Here is a 21,215-nt window from a genome sequence, read left to right as displayed (position 1 = left end):
TTCAGACGGCCTTTATTAATTCATACGCAAACATCACTCATACACCACGCCGGCAAGCATTTCTTCTTCATTCAAGTTACCGTACTGTTGCTCCCAATCGTGGGTGGCCTCCACCATATCACATTCTTTGGCGAAGGCAAGCAGCCTGCCGTCCATCTGATCCAAACTCAAGCTGCCCAAACGTTCGCATTCCGAAGCCGTCAAATTACCGTCCGCTTCATGTGCTTCCGAAGATCCGAAAGGCAGGGCAAAAAAACCCAGTACCAACGCCAGTAGCACCCAAAAAATATTTTTACGCGAACGAGTCATTTCACACCTCTCATCATAATCACATAGCAGGTTTAAGTCAGAAAAACTAAACCAAATAAAACTAAACTAAGAAAAATCGAACAAAAAATTAGAAATATCGATTCATCTAAGACAAAACGAATAATACTAAGAAAAAATAGAATGTGCAATACTTTTTCTTAGGTTAGGTAATTTTTTTCTTACAATTTTATAAAAACTAAGGTAAAATACACTCAAATCGTCCAAACCATATAAAAAACATACCTCCATAAAGGCATAAACATGGATACCTTTAAAGACCGCCTGGCTTTCTTATGGAAAGATGAAGCCCGCCAAGCCAAGATCGCCGCCGACATTGATATGACCATCGCCGGATTCAGCCGTATCTGGAACGAAGGCGGCCTGCCGAAATCGGAAACGCTAAAAAAAATCAAACAACTTAAAGGCTGTAGCATAGACTGGCTTTTGACAGGCGAAGGTTCTCCCTTCCCCGATTCCGAAGCCCCAAAAGCCACAGCAACCGACACACTGGGCAACCCTGTCGATATAGACGAATTTGTCTTCGTACCGCGTTACGACATCCAAGCAGCGGCCGGACACGGCCAGCTCGTCGGCGATGAACAGCCCATGTTCGCCATGGCGTTCCGACGCTATTGGATAGAAAATTATGTGACGCGCGACATCAAAAACCTTTCCGTTATCTCAGTCAAAGGCGACTCGATGGAAGGCGTGCTGAATGATGGCGACACCATCCTCATCAACCACGGCCAAACCACGCCGCGCGACGGCCTCTATGTTTTACGCCTTAACGAAAACCTTTTGGTCAAACGCTTGCAACTGATACCCGGCGGCATCGTCAACGTCATTTCTGCCAACGAGGCCTACCCTACTTTTGAAATCGACTTGAAAAACCCGACCGACGACGTTGCCATCATCGGCCGTGTAGAATGGTTTGGCAGAAGCATCTAAATCTGACATACTGGTGCTTGAAATTTCTGCCATGCCCTCCATGTAAGCTGGCAGACCCTGTCTGCACAAACTTGCCTTGACTAACGGTTTGCGCGACAATAGTAAAAATATTCATATAAAAGGAATCACATCATGTCAGACGAAAGCCCTATTATCTTTACTGACAGCTGCTGCACCAAAGTTGCCGACCTGATTGCCGAAGAGAACAATCCCGACCTGAAATTGCGCGTATTCGTCAACGGCGGCGGTTGCTCCGGCTTCCAATACGGTTTTACCTTTGACGAAATCAAAAATGACGACGATTTTGAAATCCAGAAAAACGGCCTGACGTTCTTGGTTGACCCGATGAGCTACCAATATTTGGTTGGTGCGGAAATCGACTACACCGAAAGCCTGCAAGGTTCTCAATTCGTCATCCGCAATCCGAATGCAGAGACAACTTGCGGTTGCGGTTCGTCCTTCTCCGTATAAACAATCCGTTTTTGCCACAAAAACAGGCCGTCTGTATCTTCAGACGGCCTTTTGTGTGAATTTATTTTAAACAATTTTAGATTTACTTTATAATAATAATATCGGGCGTAAATATTTACTCTACAATAGACATAACATTGGACATGTATGTTTCCATATAAATAAAAAATTATTGTCCAGCCGATTAACGACACAAAGGCAAACCGTACCTGGTCTGCCTGAGACTGCAGCCTCTGTTTTGGCTCGTATCATAAGCCAAAACAGCTCAAACACAATAACAAAACCTTAGGCTAAACCCATTTGGTTGACGCAGTCGAAATACTCATGGGATATCAATGAGCAAACAAGAAAAATTTTTCGACGTATACGTTTCCTATCCGCCGAACACGGATAGGGAGCTCATCCACGCCTGCCTGTATGAGAACCTGCCCGAAAACGAAGTCGAGAGCCTGATTCAAGCCTTGGCTGAGCGTCCGCAAGCGATTGTGGCCGAAAAATGTACCCAAGATGAGCGCGAAAATGCGCAGCATTACTTCAGCTATTTGGGTTTGGACGTGATCGTCCGTCAGTCTATGGAATTGGAAGCAGTTGAAGAAGAAACTATGTCGGCAGCCAATACTCCCGACCCTATCCAATGCCCCGTCTGCATGACGATTATTGACGAACTAGATGCACAGGAATGTAAAACCTGCCACTTTGATTTGACAGAAAAAAATGAGCTGGCCATCCAGCGTAAGCGCATTGAATGGCAGGAAAAAATCTCTTTCGAGCATAAAAAACAAACCGAAATCGCCCACAAGCTCAAATACGAGCGCGAGCAGGAAGAGAAAAAGCTGCGCAAGAAAATCCGTGCCGAGTTGGAATCCCAACTACGCGAAGAGTTAGACCAAAATCCTGAGCTGGCAGCACTTGCAGCGAGGAAGAAAACACAGTTCCTGCTTACAATGGCTATCGTATTCGCCGTTTTGAGCCTGCTTGCACTCGGCTATATAGCTGCAAAATTCTTCTAAACCGATTCAAAAACTTAAGGCCGTCTGAAAACAGATTTTCAGACGGCCTTTTATTTCCTTATTGATTGAGCCATTTCAATCAAGCCTCTTGCACATCAACGTCCACCGACCATCTGATTTTGCCGTCGCGGTTTTGCTGCAACACCTGCACCCACAAACTTACGGCGCGGTGCAAATCCTGTCGGGATGTTGATTCAAGGAAGATTTGCGCGCGTTCGCGTTCAGCGAGGCGCACCATCAGCATCGGAGCGGCACCAAACTGGGAGACGCTTTCGGGCAAAAGCGGGGCAAGGGTTTCTTTGGCGGCGTTGAGAAATTCCATCGCATCGGCAACATGCGGCGCATCGGCACGGACGGCGGTCTGGAAACCGAAAGGCGGCATGGCGAACATTTGCCGCTCGTTCAATTCGTTTTCGGCAAACACGGCGTAGTCCTGCGCTTTGACGGCGGCGAAGACGGGATGTTCGGGCAGTTGGGTTTGTATCAACACCTTGCCGGGTTTGTCGGCGCGCCCCGCCCTTCCGGACACCTGCATCAGCTCTGCAAACAGCCTTTCCGGCGCACGAAAGTCCGCGCTATACAGGCTGCCGTCGGCGTTCAATACGATAACGAGGTTAAGCCGCGCGAAATCATGACCTTTGGCGAGCATCTGCGTACCGACCAGAATGTCGATTTCGTTGTCGGCGATGCGGCGGTACAAATCTGCCCAGTCGTTTTTGTGCGCAGTGCTGTCCCTGTCAACACGGACGACGGCAGCCTTGGGCAGGAAGGCGCGCAGGGTTTCTTCGACGCGCTGCGTGCCGTGGCCGACGGCGGTCAGGTCTTGGTTGCCGCAGTCGGGGCATTTGAATGGGATGGGTTCGCGGTGGTCGCAATGGTGGCAGCGCAGTTGGCGGGCGCGTTGGTGCAGCACCATTTTAGCGGAGCAGTTTGGACAGCCGAAGGTATGGCCGCAGTCGCCGCAAAACAGCGCGGGCGCGAAACCGCGCCGGTTGAGGTACACCAGCGACATGCCACCTGCTTCAAAATTCTGTTTTAAAAGCTGCAAGGCTTGCGGCGAGAAGCCGTTGTCAAGTTTCAGACGGCCTACGTTGAGAATTTCTACTTGCGGCAGTTGCGCGGCGGCATGGGCGCGCTCGGTCAGTTGCAGCAGGCGGTACGCGCCGCTTTGCGCCTTGTGCCAGCTCTCCAAGCTGGGCGTGGCACTGCCCAACACGACAGGACAGCCGCTCTGCTTCGCCCGCCACACCGCCAAATCGCGGGCATGGTAGCGCAATTCGTTGTCCTGTTTGAACGAGCCATCGTGTTCCTCATCGACCACAATCAGCCCGACATCAGGCAAAGGCGTGAACACCGCCAGCCGCGTGCCGATGACCAGCTTCGCCTGCCCCAACATCGCGCGCAGATAATCCTGCGTGCGCTTGCCTGCAGCCATCTGGCTGTGCAACACGGCGGTCGGCACGTCGGCAAAACGGTTTTCCACCCGCTTCAAAAGCTGCGGCGTGAGATTGATTTCTGGCAACAGAAACAACACCTGCCGCCCCTGCGCCAACACTTTCGCCATCGCATCGAAATACACCTCGGTCTTGCCACTGCCGGTAATGCCGTACAGCAGAAATGGCTGAAATTTACCAAAGGCCGTCTGAATTTCATCGGAAGCCTTCTGCTGGTCGGCATTCAACACAAATTCAGAGTGCGAAGCCTGCCTGTGGCACGACTCTAAAACGGACTTTGCCGCTTCCGTCGTTTCAATCCAACCCTGTTCCGCCCAATCTTCGATTAATTTCGCCGCCTGCGCGTTCACCTGCTTCAACGCCGCCATCGTCATTCCACCCGACAGCAGCGCGCCCCACAAAGCCGCTTTTTTGTTGAACCGCGCCGGCGGCGGCGTTTGCGCCCTGCCTGCTTCGTTTAAAGCATAAAACAACGGCGGCTGCGGCATTTCTACCGCGCGCGTTTCCTTCAAACCTTGCGGCAATGCGGCAAATACCGCCTGCCCCGTCGGATAGTGGTAATAACGCGACGTAAACGCCAACAAATCACGCCAGCTTTGAGGCAACGGCTTTTCTTCTACAAAGGCCATCTGAACACTCAAAATCCGCGCCGTATCCATATCGGGCGCAATATCCTTTTCCCACACAATCCCGACAACGGTTTTATTACGAAAAGGCACAAGCACCCGCGTTCCCAGAGGAAGCAGCTCGGAATAGGAATAAGTCAAAAGGCCGTCTGAAAGCGGCACGTTTACGGCAATACGATGGTAGAACATACAAACAATCAAATCATTTTTTCGTATTTTAACAGCCGAAAGCTATTTTCAGACGATAATTTGAGCCTTAGTACAATGCAGACATGACGGAGGTTTGATACAATGCCTTATTTCAACACACGCAAGTCTCTCGCATGAAAACCAAGTTAATCAAAATCTTAACGCCGTTTGCCGTCCTTCCTTTGTTGGCATGCGGTCAACCTGCCGTATCCAACGCCAACGCAGCGCCTGCTCCGGCCGCCAAAGCGGAAGCGCCTGCCGACAAATCCGTTGCCGCTTCTTTGAAAGCGCGTTTGGAAAAAGTCTATGCCGCCCAAGATTTGAAAGTTTTGAGCGTCAGTGAAACACCGATTAAAGGCATTTATGAAGTTGTCGTCAGCGGCAAACAAATCATCTATACCGACGCCAAAGGCGACTATATGCTTGTTGGCGACCTCATCAACGTCAACACGCGCCAAAGCATGACTGAAGAACGCGCCGCCGATTTGAACAAAATCGACTTCGCTTCCCTGCCTTTGGATAAAGCCATTAAAGAAGTACGCGGCAACGGCAAACTGAAAGTCGCTGTTTTCTCCGATCCGGACTGCCCGTACTGCAAACGCTTGGAGCATGAGTTTGAGAAAATGACTGACATCACGATTTATACCTTCATGATGCCGATTCCAAGCCTGCACCCTGATGCCGCGCGCAAAGCCGAGCTGTTGTGGTGTCAACCTAATCCGACCCAGGCATGGATCGACTGGATGCGCAAAGGCAAATTCCCAAGCGGCAAAGCAAACTGCGAAAACCCTGTTGCAGAAACCACTTCATTGGGCGAACAATTCGGCTTCAACGGCACGCCGACCGTAGTCTTCCCTAACGGCCGCAGCCAAAGCGGTTACAGCCCTATGCCTCACCTCAAAGAAATCATCGAGAAAAACCAGTAATACAGGGTTTAATCTCCATAAAGGACGCTTTACGCGTCCTTTTTTCATGTCGCCCGCCATCAACTGCCTTCAGACGGCCTCAATACAGACAAATATAAAAAAGGACGTGTCCAACACGTCCTTTTTTCCCTTTACCTTACAGGTAGAATTTTTCAATTACTTTCAGGTTTTCATCCAATTTGTACACCAGCGGCTGACCGGTTGGGATTTCCAAACCCATGATGTCTTCGTCGGAAATGCCTTCGATGTGTTTGGCCAACGCGCGCAGGGAATTGCCGTGTGCCGCAACCAATACACGTTTGCCGCTCAAGATGGCCGGAGCGATTTGATCTTCCCAGAAAGGCAGAACGCGCTCGAGGGTCACTTTGAGGTTTTCGCCATCAGGTACGACATCGCTAGGCAGGTTAGCATAGCGGCGGTCGTTGTGGGCGGAGTGAGGGTCTTTAGGATCGAGCAGCGGAGGCAGGGTGTCGTAGCTGCGGCGCCAGATGTGGACTTGCTCGTCGCCGTATTTTTCTGCGGTTTGTTTTTTATCCATACCTTGCAGCTGGCCGTAGTGGCGCTCGTTCAAACGCCATGATTTGATTTGTGGAACAAACAGTTGGTCGGATTCTTCCAAAACGATGTTACAGGTTTTGATGGCACGGGTCAGAACGGAGGTAAAGGCGATGTCGAACTCGTAGCCCTTCTCTTTCAGCTTTTTACCTGCTGCTGCGGCTTCTGCCAAACCTTGCTCGCTCAGCTTAACGTCGCGCCAGCCGGTGAAAAGGTTTTTCGCGTTCCATTCGCTTTGTCCGTGACGGATGAATACTAATTCCATGATAGTTTGCTCCAATGAAGTTTGGGAAAAGGTATTTATAGCACACTTTGCCGCCGCGCTGATAACGTCGGCGGTTTCTTTTGATATGTTGCAAGTTTGCTTCTAGTCTTCAGACGGCCTTGTCGGAAGGTAAACATCAAACCGCGTGCTTTTGCCTGTGTATTGATAAGCAGGTTTGCGCCCGTCGAGAAATTCGCCCAAGCGCGGGCGTTTGACGACAATGCGTTTTTTGGCGGTATTCAATGCCGCATCCAATAACTCGGCTTCATCTTGTGCCGAGCCGACCAAGTCGTGAAAGTAAGCCATTTCTTTTTTCACAGCTGCGGTTTTGCGACGCTCCGGATACATCGGGTCGAGGTACACTACATCGGGCATACCGTTTTCCATTGCCAATTCCTGCATCAAATCAACGGAATTGCCGAAATGCAAAGTAATGCGTTGGGCAATCTCCCGTGTCTCTTCACTTTGCCCCACCCTATTGAGGCCGTCTGAAAGTAGACAGGCAACCGCAGGATTTTGTTCAAAAGTGTGTACATTCAAACCCAACGAGGCAAGCACAAAACTGTCGCGCCCCAGTCCGCCGGTAGCGTCCCAGACAGTCGGTTGTACAGTGTGGTTGACTGCTTTGGCAATCAACTCGCCTCCGCCTTTAGTGCGCCGATAATGGGCGGCACCGCCATCAAAATCAACGCGGACACGGCCTTTTTCACCGGCGCGGCACAAACTGATGCCGCTTTCGTCAGCGATAAGGAAACTGCCTTCTTCAGGCTGCCGGTCGATAACGGTCAACCCGAACGGCTCGGTAAGGCTGCGAAGTTCGGCAGATGCGGTTTCGTCAAAATAAATCTTGTACATAAGGCTTATGTTTCAGACGGCCTTGAAAACTCAGGCCGTCTGAACGTTTTAATTGATGTCCAAGCGTTCCATGCGGTAGCGCATAGAGCGGAAGCTGATGCCCAAAAGTTTGGCGGCTTGGGTACGGTTGTAACGGGTTTGCTGCAAAGCCTGCTCGATGATACTGCGTTCCACTTGGTCGAGGTAATCCTGTATCTGCATGGTACGCGGATCAAACGGCGGAATGGGGCTGTGATTGAGCGTGGTTTCGCGCGCGTCAGGTTCGGCAATATCGTCAAAGGAAAAGCCGCTGCGTTCAGCCTTAACCTGTGGGGCGTTTTGAATCTGCAAGTCGTCCACTTGTATCACTTGGCCTACCGTCAACGCAACGGCGCGTTCAAGGATATTTTCCAACTCGCGGAAGTTGCCGGGGTAGCTGTAATGCAACAGGGCTTCTTGGGCTTTCGGGCTGAGTTTGTAGGTTTGATTGCCGTGACGGTGTTTATACAACAGATACAGAATCAGTGCGCCCAAGTCTTCGCGCATTTCGCGCAAAGGCGGCATGTGCAGGGTGACAACGTTGAGGCGGTAATACAAGTCCTGACGGAATGCGCCGCTTTCAACCAAAGCTTCGAGGTTTTTATGGGTTGCACAAATAATGCGCACATCCACAGAGGTTTCCCGCGCATCGCCGATACGGCGCACGGCTTTTTCTTGAATGGCGCGCAGGAGTTTGACCTGCATGGCAAGCGGCAAATCGGCAACTTCGTCAAGGAACAAAGTGCCGCCGTCAGCGTGTTGGAAAAAACCTAAACGGTCTTGATCCGCGCCGGTAAAGCTGCCTTTTTTGTAGCCGAAAAATTCGCTTTCCATCAGGTTTTCAGGAATGGCTCCGCAGTTGACGGCAATAAACGGTTTGTCAGCGCGGTCGGACAGCTCGTGAATCGTGCGCGCCGCCTGCTCTTTACCCGTACCGGACTCGCCGGAGATATAAACAGGAACAAGGCTGTGGGCCAATCTGCGAATCAGGTGGCGCACTTCGACCATTTGCGGCGAAGTACCCAACAGGCGCGGCATATCGTCCTCGCCTTCCAATATAGGTGCATCTTGTTGCAGAGCATGATTGATGCTGCCAGCCGAAAAACGCTCTTTTAAGGAATTGAGCCCTTCCGGAACAGTCAAAGGCCGGTTAAATTCGCTCTGTACACTCTTAGGAGGCGTAACGACAGGCTTGACCGGCTGAGGTTCGGGTTTATACAGGGCGGCAGAAACAGGCGCAGGCTGCGATTTGACTTTTTCAGACGGCGTGGGTTCGGCAGTATTGTCGGAAACCGATACTGCCGATTTAACCAATGAACGCAACTGCGACAGCGTAATCGGTTTTTGCAGATAATCAAACGCCCCTGCTTTCAAGGCTTCAACGGCTTGGTCGGCATTACCGAAAGCCGTAATCACGGCGACGGGCGTGTCGAGCATCAGTTCATCAATGTATTGGACAACCTCGAGGCCTGAGCCGTCGGGCATACGCATATCGGTCAACACCAGTGAATAATCGTTGTTGTCTAGCCTGTCTTTGGCTTCTTCAACACCAGCCGCAGTATCGACGCGCAGACCCATTTTCATCAGGGTCATTTCCATCAGGTCGCGGATGTCTGCCTCGTCATCGACAACCAAAACCGGCTCTTGCAATTTATTCATCCTGCGCTTGCTCCTTCGGTAAAATCAGTTCAAACCCGTTCATTTCAGGGTGATAATGCAGCTGCCCCATATTGGCGTGTGCCAACTCGCGTGCGACGTAAAGCCCCAAGCCGGTGCCTTGTTTTTCGGTGGTGTAAAACGGCTCGAACAGATGATTTCGTACATCGGGCGGCACGCCTTTGCCGTTGTCCGCCACTACGATGGAAATATGCATCCTGCCGCTAGAGCGGATAAGAACGGTAATGGCGTTTTCGTCCTGACGGCTGTGTCGCCAAGCGTTGTTGCACAAGTTCCACATCACTTGCTGCAAGTGCATGGAGTCAACCAATACGGTCAGGTTGTTGCCGTCCATATTCATGCGCAGACAGCCGATGGCATCGGGATTGTTTAAGGTAAATTCCTGCTTGAATTCCAACCAAAATTTCATCAGATTAATCGGCTGGCGGCTGATGTTGTCTCGTTTGTTAAGCAGGGATACGTCTTCCAACATCTTGTCGATACGTTGGATATTGCTGTCGATGATGTTGTAGAGCTTGGCCTTGAGCGGATCTGCCTCATCACCCTCTTGCAACAAATCGCTGGCATGACGGATGGCGGACATCGGGTTGCGGATTTCGTGGGCAAGGTTGGCAGTCAACTGTCCGAGCGAAGTCAGCTTGGTGGACATGGCCTCCGCAGCCACTTCACGCAATGAGCGGACATACAACATCAGCAGCTCGGTCTGCTCCTGAATCAGCGGAACGGCTCGAACGTGCATGGCGTGTTGGAAAATATGGATATCGGTTTCAAAAGGTTTGTCGGGTTGGCGCTGCCAACGTGCTACCAGTTCGCCAAACACGATTTCCTGCTGATCGATAATCAGGCTGGGGAAATAGATTTTTGCCTGTTTGTTAAACAGCCACACGCGTTGGGTCGCATCAATCACCACAACCGCTTCCTGTACGCGGTTCAAAACCAAATGGTTCAAGCCGCTAATACGGCGGTAGGCCAGTTGATGACGGCTGGCGGACTCTGTGGCCTGCTCCAGATAACGGGCAGCAAACGATGTCAGCATCGCCACCAGATAGCCTGCGCCGATCAGCATCGAAGAATTCACCATTGATTTCGCGTCCCAATTAAACGAATCGAAACGCATGCTGCCGTCTAAAAACAGGTTCAAAATAAACAGCATGGCCGTATAGCCTGCATACAGCATAGGGTAGTGGCCATAACTAAGCAGACACGACGTAGCAACAAACGGCAAAACCAAAATCCCGAAACCGGAAGCCGTACCGCCGGAGATATACACCAAAACCATCATCATGGTGATGTCGACCACGGCACTGGCATTGGGCAAATCCAAAGACTGCCACTGCCAGCCCGGGCGGAACACGGAGAGCATAATCAGGAGGAAATACAGCGTTACCCAGATATAAAACTCAACGTCCGGCAACGAAATGCCAATCAGGTTGCCACCCGTGTAGCTGCCGAAAGCGTGCAAAACCAAAAGCGGTAAGACGATGGCTATTCGGGCAATGTTGATTACACCGGGAATCCGCTCCCTCAGATTACCCAGTTCTTGAAGATTGGCTCTGTTCATAAATGAACCTTTTTTTATTATCATGCAATGTCGTATAAATTTAATTTATTTAGATATATTTGTTCTTGTTTCAGGACAAACTTTTCAGACGGCCTGATATTTCCAATACCTTGCCTTTTTTACCGCGTTTGCCGTCAATATCGGCAATACGCAGTTTTTCCTGATGTTCTGCACCGCGTCGGCCGACCGATACAACGGTAAATTCAGGAGAAGTCGTCACCATAATGTGTTCCAAAGATGCACCATCAGCCAACGACATCAGCTGCAAACCGCGGCCTTTAGGCATGACTTTAAGCTCGCCGATGGAAAACGCCAAGAGGCGGTGGTCGCTGCTGGCCAGTACGACTTTGCAGTCGGGATTGATCAGCGAAGAAGCATAGACGGCAACCGGCGGCAGGACGGTTTCGCCGCTGTCCACGGTCATCACCACTTTACCCGCTTTCACGCGTCCGACCATATCGGCCAACTTGGTGATAAAGCCGTAGCCGCCGCTGCCTGAAAGCAAGTAATGCTGTTCGGGCTGGCCGGTGAGCATGGCGACGGGTTTCGCGCCGTTTTGCAGCTCGATTAAGGATGAAACCGGTACGCCGTCGCCGCGTCCTCCGGGGATTTCGGCGGCATCGAGCGTGTAGGTTCTGCCCAATGAATCCAGGATGACGACGGGTAAAACAGTGCGGCCTTCAAGGGTTTGTTTGAGACGATCGCCTTCTTTGAACGCGGTTTGGCTCAAATCGAGGTTGTGTCCGGCGCGGCTGCGTATCCAGCCTTTTTCCGACAGGATCAGCGTGATGGGTTCGTCGGCGGTGGTTTGCGTCAGCACGGCGCGTCCGGCTTCTTCCACCAGCGTGCGGCGCGCGTCGCCAAACTGCTTCATGTCCGCCTGCATCTCTTTGATAATCAGCTTGCGTTTTTCGTTTTCGTCGCCCAAAAGGATATTCAGACGACCTTGTTCTTCGCGCAATTCGTTCAATTCTTTTTCGAGTTTGAAACCTTCCAAACGCGCCAACTGGCGCAGGCGGATTTCCAAAATGTCTTCGGTTTGGATTTCGGTCAATCCGAACGCCGCCATCAGGTCGGCTTTCGGATCGTCTGATTCGCGGATGACTTTAATCACTTCGTCAATGTGCAGAAAGACTTTCAGACGGCCTTCAAGGATGTGCAGCCGTTTTTCCACTTGGTTCAAACGGAATTTCAGACGGCGTGTTACGGTTACGATGCGGAAATCTAGCCATTCCTGCAAAATCGTTTTCAGGTTTTTCTGCGCGGGACGGTTGTCCAAACCCATCATCACCAAGTTCATGGAGACATTGCCTTCCAGCGAAGTCTGCGCCATCAGCGTGTTGATGAATGTATCGGTATCGATGCGGCTGGATTTTGGTTCAAATACAAGGCGCACAGGATGTTCGCCGTCTGATTCGTCGCGCACGCGGTCGATTAAATCCAGCATCAGCTTTTTGGTGTTGAGCTGGTCTTGGTTGAGCTGCTTCTTGCCTGCTTTCGGTTTCGGGTTGGTTTGTTCTTCGATTTCAGCAAGGATTTTGGCGGAATTGGCGTTCGGCGGCAGCTCGGTCACAATCACGCGCCACTGTCCGCGCGCCAGCTTCTCGATTTCATAACGCGCACGCACGCGCACGCTGCCTTTGCCGGTTTCGTAAATGCGGCGTAATTCATCCGCCGGCGTGATGATTTGACCACCGCCGGCAAAATCGGGCGCAGGAATGTATTGCATCAGGTCGGCGGTTTCCAGCGTCGGCTTTTTCAACAGCGCAATCGCCGCCTGCGTGACTTCGTTTAAATTGTGTGATGGGATTTCAGTCGCCATGCCCACCGCAATGCCTGATGCGCCGTTGAGCAAGACCATAGGCAGACGGGCTGGCAGGTGTACAGGTTCGTCAAACGCACCGTCGTAGTTCGGCACAAAATCTACCGTACCCTGATTGATTTCGGACAACAGCAATTCCGCAATCGGCGTCAGCCGCGCTTCGGTGTAACGCATCGCCGCCGCCCCGTCGCCGTCGCGCGAACCGAAGTTGCCGATGCCGTCGATTAAGGGGTAGCGCAAGGTAAAATCCTGCGCCATGCGCACCATCGCCTCATAGGCGGAACTATCGCCGTGCGGATGGTATTTACCCAAAATCTCGCCGACCACGCGCGCCGACTTCACCGGCTTCGCCCCCGCCGTCAAACCCATATCGCGCATGGCAAACAAAATACGCCGCTGCACGGGCTTTTGGCCGTCTGAAACTTCAGGCAGCGCGCGGCCTTTGACCACGCTCATGGCGTATTCGAGATAGGCGCGTTCGGCGTACTGACCTAACAGCAGGTAGTCTTCGCCGACAGGAGATGGACTTGGAGCGGAAATGTGTTCTGTCATCAGGATGGTAAAACGAAATCAATTAAAGAAGGATATTGTAAAGCAAAATCGGCAGTCATAGCCAATTTGAGTGATGAACGGTAGCTCGGCGGCAATAAGGCTTACCGAATCAAGTCGGCAAATATGATTTGTTTCGACCAAAAAGGCCGTCTGAAACCCTTTCATGTTTCAGACGGCCTTTTCATTTTGGTTTTAAATCAAAACTTCGTTATTCTGCAGTAGCCGATTTGGCCGCAGTTTTAATGGTTAAGGTCAACGCGGCGGCGATGGCCAGGGAAACACCGGCAAAAGTCATCGCGTTGGCAGGGTTTGAACCCAAGAAGGTTTTGTACACCCAGCCGAAAGATACGGTTTCAATCAGCATTGGAATCACAATCATCATGTTCACAATACCCATGTACACGCCGTAACGTTCTTTCGGAATAGAACCGACCACAATCATAAACGGCACGCCCATCATACTTGCCCAACCGACACCGAAACCAATCATCGGCGCAAACATCAGGTATTTGTTGCCGATGTGCGGAATGGTGAGCAAGGCCAGCGCGGCAAGGGTTACGGCAAAGGCGTGAACATATTTGGCGGCGTATTTGCGCGCCATCCACATCAGGCCGAAGGCGGAGATAAAGGTTACCACGTTGTAGAAACCGTTTACCAGGCCGGTCCATGCAACCGCTTGGCTATACGCTTCGGTATTTTCAACGGTCGAGTCCCAGACAGATTGGACGATACTGTGGGAAATATATTGCCAGTAGATGAAGAGCGCGTACCATTGAAAGAGATACACCAAAGCCAGTTGCCACAGGGCAGTCGGCATTTCGCGCACGGCAACGACAATATCTTTAACAGCATGGGCCGGACCGCTCGGCTGGGCTTTAATGGCCGCCATTTCTTCAGGGCTGGGCTCGCGTTCGGCTGTTGATAAAACGGTAACCAAAACCGAACCGATGGAGCAGACCGCACCAATATAAAACGAACCGAATACCCAATACGGAATGCCTGCTTCGGAAGTTTGTTGCAACCAGCCGATTTGTTGGAAGATGTAGAGGGAAACGTTGGCCAGGGTAATGCCCAAGCCGGTAAACACGGACTGCATCAAGAAACCGGTGGATTGCTGTTGTTCAGGAACGGTATCGGCAATAAAGGCACGGAAAGGTTCCATTGCCGTGTTGTTGCTGATGTCCAAGAGCCACAGCAGCAATACGGCCACCCACAAGGCGGTAACGTGCGGATAAATAAAGAGGCAGAGGCTGCAACCGATGGCGCCGATCAAGAAATACGGACGGCGGCGACCCAATCCCGGCACCCAAGTGCGGTCACTCATCGCACCAATCATCGGCTGCACCAGCAAACCGGTAATCGGGCCTGCCATATTCAAAATCGGCAATTGGCTCGGGTCGGCATGAAGAAAGCTGAAAATCGGGTTAATCGCAGTCTGCTGCAACCCGAAGCTGTATTGAATGCCGAAGAAACCGAAGTTCATCAGCATAATCTGGCGAAGTGTCATCGCCACTTGTGGGGAGATTTTCATAGGAAGGCTACTCCTGGATAATAAACTATGGAAACAACAAACTCCAATTTCAGCGGTATGACGCTCTTATTGTATTGGGCCGCCTTTTTCAATGAGGCAACCCTGTTTTCAGACGGCCTTTATTTTGACCGTTTATATAATCTTGTTTTGATGTGTGTTTGTGTTGTTTGAAGCTTATTTTTAGGCCGTCTGAAACTATTTATTCATCACAGACTGACGCCAGATGGTTTCCCCAACGACCTTGACGGGCTGAGCCGTACCGGCCGGATGTTCGATGTATTGGAACAGCAAATCCGCCGCCATTTCACCCATACGCAGATAAGGCAGCTCGGTGCTGGTCAACGGCGGAAACAGCGTTTCCGCAATCGCGCTGTGGTTATCATATCCGGCAACCGAAACTTGCTCGGGAACCCGCACGCCGCGCGTCCTCAAAATCCCGTACACGCGCACTGCCATTTCATCGTTACCGCAGCAAATTACCGTCGGCGGAAGCGGCAAAGACAGCAGCTTCAAAATAGCCGAAATCAAAGACCCGCTGTCGTTGCTGAAGTCAGGATAACCAGTTTGCACCAAATCAGGATCGAAGACAATATCCGCATCTGCCAAAGCCCGGTGGTATCCGGCCAATCTCAATCTCGTTGCTTCTACGCCCGGCTGCAAAGTCACATAAGCAATCCGTTTGTGTCCGCTTTGAATAATTCGGCGCACCAAGCCATACTGCCCTGCTTCGTCATCCGGCAAAACCGACGGCGTACCTGCCAAATCAAAACAGTTGACCAACACCATCGGACAACGGTTGGGCACTTCCGGTAGCAATACTTCCTGATGGAAACCTGCCACATATAAAATCCCCTCGGCACGATGCTCCATAAAGGTACGAATCAGCGGCTCCATCTGACCGGGCTGCCCCGACTTGTTGTCGATGTCGGCAATCATCAAAATCTTGCCTTGTGCGCGAATCTGCTGCTGAATGCCCTTAATCAAGAACATATCCGGAATGCCGTGTCCGCCCGTATTCTCACCCGTCCGCGAAATGGCGCCGGTAATCAGGCCGACCAAGCCAGAACGGTGGGACCGCATAATCCGCGCCACAGAAGACGGGATATAGCCCAAAGCGGCAATCGCTGTTTCTACTTTGGAACGGGTTTTATCGCTGACCGGCGCATCGCCGTTAATTACCCGGCTGACCGTCTTGGGAGACACCCCGGCATAAGCAGCGACATCATAAATTGTAGCCATCTTACGAACCCGCCCCGACAGGATTTCAATAATGTTACATAGGATAACACAGCAGACATCGGTGTCATACCCCCTTTTTTACAGAAACTTGATGATAATCAACCATTTCTATTGCATTTTGCATACATTTCTTAAGCAAAACCGACCCTACCACCTCCCAAAAGTTGTGCAAATTTGTTAAACTACAAACAACTATAAAAAGCAGAAAATAGATACCCTGCTTGTTTACCGTTACATACTAAGGAAACGAGATGTCCTCATACTCAGACGCATGGCAGGCCTTGGAAACCCATCATGCCGATACGCAACACATTACCCTGCGCGAACGCTTCGCCGCAGATGCCGAACGTTTCAATAATATGCACGAAATTCTGTATGGTTTGTTATTTGATTACAGTAAAAACCGCCTAGATGAAAATACCCTTGATTTATTGTGCCAACTGGCCGAAGCAGCCGATTTGCCACAATATATGCAGGCCATGAGCAGCGGCGAAAAAATCAACACCAGCGAACACCGCGCCGTCCTCCACACCGCCCTGCGCCTGCCGGCCAATGCCCAACCCATTTACGTCGACGGCGAAAACATCGTGTCCAAAGTTCATCACGAACTCAACCGCACCCTCGAATTCGCACGCCAACTCCTAGACGGCACCCACGCAGGCATTACCGGCAAACCCATTACCGACTTGGTTCACATCGGTATCGGCGGCTCCGATTTGGGTCCGCGCATGGCCACACAGGCGCTGCAACCTTATTGGCAAAACATCCGCGTCCACTTTGTCAGCAACTCCGATGATGCCGACCTGACCCAAACCCTTCTCGGCCTCAACCCCGAAACCACCGTATTCAGCATTGCCAGCAAATCGTTCCGCACACCGGAAACCCTGCTCAATGCCTATGCGGCGCGTACTTGGTACCGCGATGCAGGTTTGCCTGATTCCGGCATCTACCGCCACTTCTGCGCCATTTCCGCCGATGTGGCCGCTGCCCAAAACTTCGGTATCTCCCCCGACAAAGTCTTCGCCATGTCCGACTGGGTCGGCGGCCGCTATTCCGTCTGGTCGCCCATCGGCCTGCCTCTGATGGTTGCCGTCGGCGAAAAAGCGTTCCGCAAAATGCTGGCCGGCGCACACGCGATGGATACCCATTTCTTCGAAACACCATTCCGCCGCAACATTCCCGTCCTGATGGCGCTCATCAATGTTTGGTACAACAACTTCCAATATTCAGACGGCCAAACCGTTGTCCCATACAGCCACAACATGCGCCTCTTTACCCCATGGCTCAACCAACTCGATATGGAAAGCCTCGGCAAACAGCGTACATCAGACGGCCAACCCGTTTCCTGCACCACCGGCGGCATTGTCTTTGGTGATGAAGGTGTCAACTGCCAACATGCCTACTTCCAGCTTCTACACCAAGGTACGCGTCTGATCCCCGTCGACTTTATCGTCCCCATGACCACAATCTACGGCAACCACCGCCAACACCGCTTTACCGTTGCCAACGCCTTTGCCCAAGCCGAAGCGCTGATGAAAGGCAAGACCTTAGACGAAGTACAAGTCGAATTAGCCGCCCTGCCCCAAGACGAACGCGACCGTCTTGCGCCGCAAAAAGAATTCCCCGGCAACCGTCCGAGCAACAGCCTGCTCATCGACAGCCTGACGCCTTTCAACCTCGGCATGCTGATGGCAGCCTACGAACATCGCACCTTTGTTCAGGGCGTGATTTGGCGTATCAACCCCTTCGACCAATGGGGCGTGGAATACGGTAAAGAACTGGCCAAAACCATCGAGCCCGAACTCGAACGCGGCACGCCGGCACACGACAACTCCACCAACGGTCTGATTGCCTTCTACCGCAACTGCAACGCAGCATCGAAGGCCGTCTGAAAATAAAATATCCGTAAAACAAACATATCTGCTTGTCTTACGGACATTTCAAAACCCTATCGGCTTGTTCCAACAAAAGGCCGTCTGAAACTTTATCCATTCAGTTTCAGACGACCTTTTATTATTCAATAAAGATAGCAGAAGTTGATTCGCCATATCCCCCATCTTTGCTACAATATCCCTTTTCTTTTTTATTGATTCCACTATGACAACCGCACCCCAACCCAGCACTTGGCGCAAGATTTTTTCGCGCAAAATGCTGATTTGTATCTTTACAGGCTTCACTTCGGGGTTGCCGCTTTATTTTCTGATCAACCTGATTCCGGCATGGTTGCGCAGCGAACATGTTGATTTGAAAACCATCGGCCTGATGGCACTTATCGGACTGCCTTTCACTTGGAAATTTATCTGGTCTCCCGTCATTGATTTGGTCAGATTACCTTTTTTAGGACGGCGACGCGGTTGGATGCTGGTTACGCAAGTTGGTTTGCTGCTGACCTTGCTCGTTTACGCCTTCCTAAATCCTGCTCAGCATTTATATGTAATTATGGGCTTATCGTTGGTGGTCGCCTTTTTTTCTGCCAGCCAAGATATTGTATTGGATGCATTTCGCCGCGAAATTTTGTCAGATGAAGAATTAGGCTTAGGCAACTCTATCCACGTCAATGCCTACCGTATCGCCGCTTTGGTACCCGGCTCGCTCAGCTTGATCTTGGCCGACTTGATGCCTTGGCACAACGTATTCATCATTACTGCACTATTTATGCTGCCCGGTCTGCTGATGACCCTGTTTTTAGCCAAAGAGCCTGACATTCCACCATCTGTGTCGCGTACATTTGCCCAAACGGTTTCCGACCCTTTTAGTGAGTTCTTCTCCCGCAAAGGAATCAAACAGGCCATATTGGTATTGCTGTTTATCTTTCTCTACAAACTGGGCGACAGCATGGCCACTTCTTTGGCTACACCGTTTTATCTGGACATAGGCTTCAGCAAAACCGACATCGGCCTCATTGCCAAAAATGCCGGCTTATGGCCTGCTGTCATTGCCGGTATTGTAGGCGGTATTTGGATGATAAAGCTCGGTATCAACAGGGCTTTGTGGGTTTTCGGCGTAGCCCAATGGGTAACGATTCTAGGCTTTGCCTGGTTGGCAAATTTTGGCAAGTTTGAAACCATCACACTGACAGAGCAAATGATGCTTGCGGCCGTGATTGGTGCAGAAGCAGCGGGCGTAGGTCTGGGTACAGCGGCATTTGTCGCCTATATGGCCCGTGAAACCAATCCTGCTTTCACGGCCACACAATTGGCCCTCTTTACCAGCCTGTCAGCTGTTCCCCGTACATTTATCAATGCTTCGGCAGGCTATCTGATTGAAGCGATGGGTTACTTCAATTTCTACTGGCTGTGTTTTGCTTTGGGCATACCCGGCATGTTGCTGCTGTTTAAAGTGGCACCATGGAATGGCGACAAAGCGAATACCCGTTTGCAAGGCTAAATCTCCTTAACAAACAAAAGGCCGTCTGAATAGTTCAGACGGCCTTTATCATATAAAAACTTTATTCTGCTTCAGGTTTGACAGTGCTGCGGACATCGCTGCTTTTTTCTTTATGTTTCAAAACAGCGCGGTCGAGTTTGTCCATCAAAACATCAATTGCGGCGTACATATCCTGTTCAATCGCTTCAACGTGCAAATCTTTGCCTGCCAGATGGACATCGGCTTCAGCTTTTTGATTGACTTTTTCCACCGAGAGCGTAATGGTCACGGAAATGATGTTGTCGGCGTGGCGGCTGATTCGTGCCAACTTGTCGGAAACGTAGTTTTTGATGGCTTCGGTAACATCAAAATTCAGACCGGTGATTTTCAGATTCATGATACAGCTCCTTCGGTTGATTAGTCCGTCAAAACGGATCGGAATATATCTACTCGGTAAATTTTCGTTTGTGTGCCGGTGGTATGTCTAATGATTCTCTATATTTAGCAACTGTACGTCTGGCGATTTCAATGCCGCGTTGTTTTAATAATTTAACGAGGGTCTCGTCCGAATAGGGTTTGCTGCTGTCTTCACTTTCAATCAACTGGCTCAATACGGCTTTGATTGCGCCTTGGCTGAACCCTTCGCCGTCATCGTCGGCATTGACTGCCTGTGTGAAGAAATAGCGTAACGCAAACAGGCCGCGCGGGCAAGACAAATATTTCTGGTTGGCAGCGCGCGAAATGGTACTTTCCGCCAAACCCAATTCGGCGGCGGCATCTTTCATCAGCATGGGCGACAGTCCAATTTCTCCGAAGATGAAAAAATCTTCCTGATTTTTGACGATATACTCGGCAAGGCGGAGGACAGTGCTTTTACGCAGCTCCAAAGAATCAATGCGCTGTTTGGCTTCGTTGATTTTTTCCTTCCACTCCGGTGCGCCCTCTTCCGCTGATTTCATCAGGTCGCAATACTCCTGATTCAGCTGCAGCTTCGGCCAAGCCGCCTCATTGCTGATGACTTCCCAGCCGTCCTTGCCCTCTTTGACCCAAACGTCAGGCTGAATATAAGGCGTAGGCGTGGCAGAGGCGAAACCGTAGGCCGGATAGGGATTGAGCTCGGCAATCATATCGAGCGCGGCTTCTATGGTTTCGCTGTCGGTATCGGGATAGAGTTTGCGGAAACGCAGAACGTTTTGTTTGCGGTTTTTGCCTAACTCTTGAAGCGAACTTTGCACCAAATGCGCGGCCATTTGTCTAGCCGGAGAAGCCGGCAAACGCATTAATTGCAGCATGAGCGACTCGGTCAAATCGGCAGCCGCTACGCCGGGCGGCTCAAAGGTTTGCAATACATCCAGCGCATTTTGCAGGGCTTCTTCGTCTAACATCCAATCCAACGGCGTGTGGTCGATGATTTCTTCGAGGCTGTCAGTGAGGTAGCCTTGTTCATCCAAAAAATCAATCAAAACGTGAACATAGGCCGCTTCCACTTGCGAGAGCGGATGCTCGCACACTTGGGCATGCAGATAGTGTTTGAAATCCTCTTCTTCGGCGATGTTGCTCCAAATATCTTCGGCATCGTCGCCACTCAACTGCTGACCTGCGCGCGGCATGGTTACCGCACGGTTGAGCCCGCTATCGGCAAACTCATCAGTTTCCGGACGCTCAAGCAGAGGATTGTCCAACAACCAGTCTTCCACTTCGCGCTCAAGCTCAAGACCCGACATCTGCAAGATGCGCAAAGACTGCTGCAGCCGCTGGTTGAGCTGCTGGGTCTGTTTGAGTTTAAGGACGAGTGAAGACATAGTGTTTTTTTTTTCGAAGTGTATAGATAGTTTTTCAGA

At 51.1% G+C, this 21,215-nt stretch carries 17 protein-coding genes; 6 read left to right on the top strand and 11 right to left on the bottom strand.

Annotated elements, in window-relative coordinates; genetic code table 11:
• Positions 1-33: 33 nt before the first annotated feature.
• Positions 34-309: a hypothetical protein gene (locus HMPREF3047_RS02940; protein WP_003748371.1), complete on the bottom strand. Its 276-nt coding sequence runs from the start codon at positions 307-309 to the stop codon at positions 34-36.
• 261 nt (positions 310-570) lie between these two features.
• Between HMPREF3047_RS02940 and HMPREF3047_RS02935 the strand changes: the two genes are divergently transcribed.
• The 3 genes from HMPREF3047_RS02935 (at position 571) to HMPREF3047_RS02925 (ending at position 2,738) form a co-directional block, all read left to right on the top strand.
• A complete protein-coding gene (locus tag HMPREF3047_RS02935) occupies positions 571-1,257 on the top strand; it encodes a S24 family peptidase (RefSeq protein ID WP_003680158.1) in 687 nt (228 codons plus the stop codon).
• A 132-nt stretch (positions 1,258-1,389) separates the two neighbouring features.
• On the top strand, positions 1,390-1,728 hold the full coding sequence (gene erpA, locus HMPREF3047_RS02930; RefSeq protein ID WP_003680162.1) for an iron-sulfur cluster insertion protein ErpA: 339 nt from the start codon (positions 1,390-1,392) through the stop codon (positions 1,726-1,728).
• Between the two features lie 335 nt (positions 1,729-2,063).
• Positions 2,064-2,738, top strand: a complete 675-nt coding sequence (locus tag HMPREF3047_RS02925; protein WP_070585107.1) for a hypothetical protein — start codon at positions 2,064-2,066, stop codon at positions 2,736-2,738.
• A 79-nt stretch (positions 2,739-2,817) separates the two neighbouring features.
• Here HMPREF3047_RS02925 and HMPREF3047_RS02920 read toward each other — a convergent pair whose 3' ends face one another.
• The gene (locus tag HMPREF3047_RS02920; RefSeq protein WP_070712143.1) at positions 2,818-5,007 is read right to left on the bottom strand and encodes a primosomal protein N'; all 2,190 of its coding nucleotides are present in this window, start codon (positions 5,005-5,007) and stop codon (positions 2,818-2,820) included.
• A 134-nt stretch (positions 5,008-5,141) separates the two neighbouring features.
• Here HMPREF3047_RS02920 and HMPREF3047_RS02915 point away from each other — a divergent pair, with 134 nt between their 5' ends.
• Positions 5,142-5,933, top strand: a complete 792-nt coding sequence (locus HMPREF3047_RS02915; protein ID WP_070712142.1) for a DsbC family protein — start codon at positions 5,142-5,144, stop codon at positions 5,931-5,933.
• A gap of 136 nt (positions 5,934-6,069) precedes the next feature.
• Here HMPREF3047_RS02915 and HMPREF3047_RS02910 read toward each other — a convergent pair whose 3' ends face one another.
• From HMPREF3047_RS02910 to HMPREF3047_RS02880, 7 genes are all read right to left on the bottom strand, one after another.
• On the bottom strand, positions 6,070-6,753 hold the full coding sequence (locus HMPREF3047_RS02910) for a 2,3-diphosphoglycerate-dependent phosphoglycerate mutase (protein WP_003679823.1): 684 nt from the start codon (positions 6,751-6,753) through the stop codon (positions 6,070-6,072).
• 102 nt (positions 6,754-6,855) lie between these two features.
• Positions 6,856-7,608, bottom strand: coding sequence for a class I SAM-dependent methyltransferase (locus tag HMPREF3047_RS02905; protein ID WP_070585113.1), 753 nt, complete (start codon positions 7,606-7,608; stop codon positions 6,856-6,858).
• A gap of 48 nt (positions 7,609-7,656) precedes the next feature.
• A complete protein-coding gene (locus tag HMPREF3047_RS02900; protein WP_070712141.1) occupies positions 7,657-9,285 on the bottom strand; it encodes a sigma-54-dependent transcriptional regulator in 1,629 nt (542 codons plus the stop codon).
• Positions 9,278-10,864: a two-component system sensor histidine kinase NtrB gene (locus HMPREF3047_RS02895; protein ID WP_070712140.1), complete on the bottom strand. Its 1,587-nt coding sequence runs from the start codon at positions 10,862-10,864 to the stop codon at positions 9,278-9,280. Before HMPREF3047_RS02895 ends, HMPREF3047_RS02900 begins: the two co-directional genes overlap by 8 nt.
• 70 nt (positions 10,865-10,934) lie before the next feature.
• Positions 10,935-13,238: a DNA topoisomerase IV subunit A gene (gene parC / locus HMPREF3047_RS02890; protein WP_070712139.1), complete on the bottom strand. Its 2,304-nt coding sequence runs from the start codon at positions 13,236-13,238 to the stop codon at positions 10,935-10,937.
• A 208-nt stretch (positions 13,239-13,446) separates the two neighbouring features.
• Positions 13,447-14,769 carry an MFS transporter gene (locus HMPREF3047_RS02885; protein ID WP_070712138.1) on the bottom strand — a complete coding sequence of 441 codons (1,323 nt, stop codon included), beginning with the start codon at positions 14,767-14,769 and terminating at the stop codon, positions 13,447-13,449.
• A gap of 195 nt (positions 14,770-14,964) precedes the next feature.
• Positions 14,965-16,008, bottom strand: a complete 1,044-nt coding sequence (locus HMPREF3047_RS02880) for a LacI family DNA-binding transcriptional regulator (RefSeq protein WP_070645886.1) — start codon at positions 16,006-16,008, stop codon at positions 14,965-14,967.
• Positions 16,009-16,259: 251 nt separating this feature from the next.
• On the opposite strand from HMPREF3047_RS02880, the gene pgi reads away from it, so the two are divergent.
• Together pgi and HMPREF3047_RS02865 are read left to right on the top strand one after the other, a co-directional pair.
• On the top strand, positions 16,260-17,900 hold the full coding sequence (gene pgi / locus HMPREF3047_RS02875; RefSeq protein WP_070712137.1) for a glucose-6-phosphate isomerase: 1,641 nt from the start codon (positions 16,260-16,262) through the stop codon (positions 17,898-17,900).
• A gap of 205 nt (positions 17,901-18,105) precedes the next feature.
• Positions 18,106-19,395 (top strand): AmpG family muropeptide MFS transporter, encoded by a 1,290-nt coding sequence (locus HMPREF3047_RS02865; protein WP_283122339.1) that lies wholly within the window; start codon positions 18,106-18,108, stop codon positions 19,393-19,395.
• Between the two features lie 61 nt (positions 19,396-19,456).
• On the opposite strand, the gene raiA is transcribed toward HMPREF3047_RS02865, so the two are convergent.
• Together raiA and rpoN are read right to left on the bottom strand one after the other, a co-directional pair.
• Positions 19,457-19,771 (bottom strand): ribosome hibernation-promoting factor, HPF/YfiA family, encoded by a 315-nt coding sequence (gene raiA, locus HMPREF3047_RS02860; protein ID WP_070712134.1) that lies wholly within the window; start codon positions 19,769-19,771, stop codon positions 19,457-19,459.
• Between the two features lie 49 nt (positions 19,772-19,820).
• Entirely contained in the window at positions 19,821-21,176 is a 1,356-nt protein-coding gene (rpoN, locus tag HMPREF3047_RS02855; RefSeq protein WP_070712133.1) for an RNA polymerase factor sigma-54, read from the bottom strand.
• Positions 21,177-21,215 lie beyond the last annotated feature (39 nt).

The organism is Neisseria sp. HMSC075C10 (assembly GCF_001815615.1).
Classification (GTDB): domain Bacteria; phylum Pseudomonadota; class Gammaproteobacteria; order Burkholderiales; family Neisseriaceae; genus Neisseria; species Neisseria subflava_A.
The sequence above is the reverse complement of the archived record's forward strand: the minus strand, read 5'-3'. Positions and strand labels throughout refer to the sequence as shown.

Coding starts and splice junctions, on each gene's coding strand:
- HMPREF3047_RS02895 (WP_070712140.1), bottom strand. CDS start 10,864: ATGAACAGAGCCAATCTTCAAGAACTGGGTAATCTGAGGGAGCGGATT.
- HMPREF3047_RS02865 (WP_283122339.1), top strand. CDS start 18,106: ATGACAACCGCACCCCAACCCAGCACTTGGCGCAAGATTTTTTCGCGC.
- pgi (WP_070712137.1), top strand. CDS start 16,260: ATGTCCTCATACTCAGACGCATGGCAGGCCTTGGAAACCCATCATGCC.
- HMPREF3047_RS02920 (WP_070712143.1), bottom strand. CDS start 5,007: ATGTTCTACCATCGTATTGCCGTAAACGTGCCGCTTTCAGACGGCCTT.
- HMPREF3047_RS02940 (WP_003748371.1), bottom strand. CDS start 309: ATGACTCGTTCGCGTAAAAATATTTTTTGGGTGCTACTGGCGTTGGTA.
- HMPREF3047_RS02915 (WP_070712142.1), top strand. CDS start 5,142: ATGAAAACCAAGTTAATCAAAATCTTAACGCCGTTTGCCGTCCTTCCT.
- HMPREF3047_RS02885 (WP_070712138.1), bottom strand. CDS start 14,769: ATGAAAATCTCCCCACAAGTGGCGATGACACTTCGCCAGATTATGCTG.
- raiA (WP_070712134.1), bottom strand. CDS start 19,771: ATGAATCTGAAAATCACCGGTCTGAATTTTGATGTTACCGAAGCCATC.
- HMPREF3047_RS02910 (WP_003679823.1), bottom strand. CDS start 6,753: ATGGAATTAGTATTCATCCGTCACGGACAAAGCGAATGGAACGCGAAA.
- HMPREF3047_RS02925 (WP_070585107.1), top strand. CDS start 2,064: ATGAGCAAACAAGAAAAATTTTTCGACGTATACGTTTCCTATCCGCCG.
- HMPREF3047_RS02935 (WP_003680158.1), top strand. CDS start 571: ATGGATACCTTTAAAGACCGCCTGGCTTTCTTATGGAAAGATGAAGCC.
- parC (WP_070712139.1), bottom strand. CDS start 13,238: ATGACAGAACACATTTCCGCTCCAAGTCCATCTCCTGTCGGCGAAGAC.
- erpA (WP_003680162.1), top strand. CDS start 1,390: ATGTCAGACGAAAGCCCTATTATCTTTACTGACAGCTGCTGCACCAAA.
- HMPREF3047_RS02905 (WP_070585113.1), bottom strand. CDS start 7,608: ATGTACAAGATTTATTTTGACGAAACCGCATCTGCCGAACTTCGCAGC.
- HMPREF3047_RS02900 (WP_070712141.1), bottom strand. CDS start 9,285: ATGAATAAATTGCAAGAGCCGGTTTTGGTTGTCGATGACGAGGCAGAC.
- HMPREF3047_RS02880 (WP_070645886.1), bottom strand. CDS start 16,008: ATGGCTACAATTTATGATGTCGCTGCTTATGCCGGGGTGTCTCCCAAG.
- rpoN (WP_070712133.1), bottom strand. CDS start 21,176: ATGTCTTCACTCGTCCTTAAACTCAAACAGACCCAGCAGCTCAACCAG.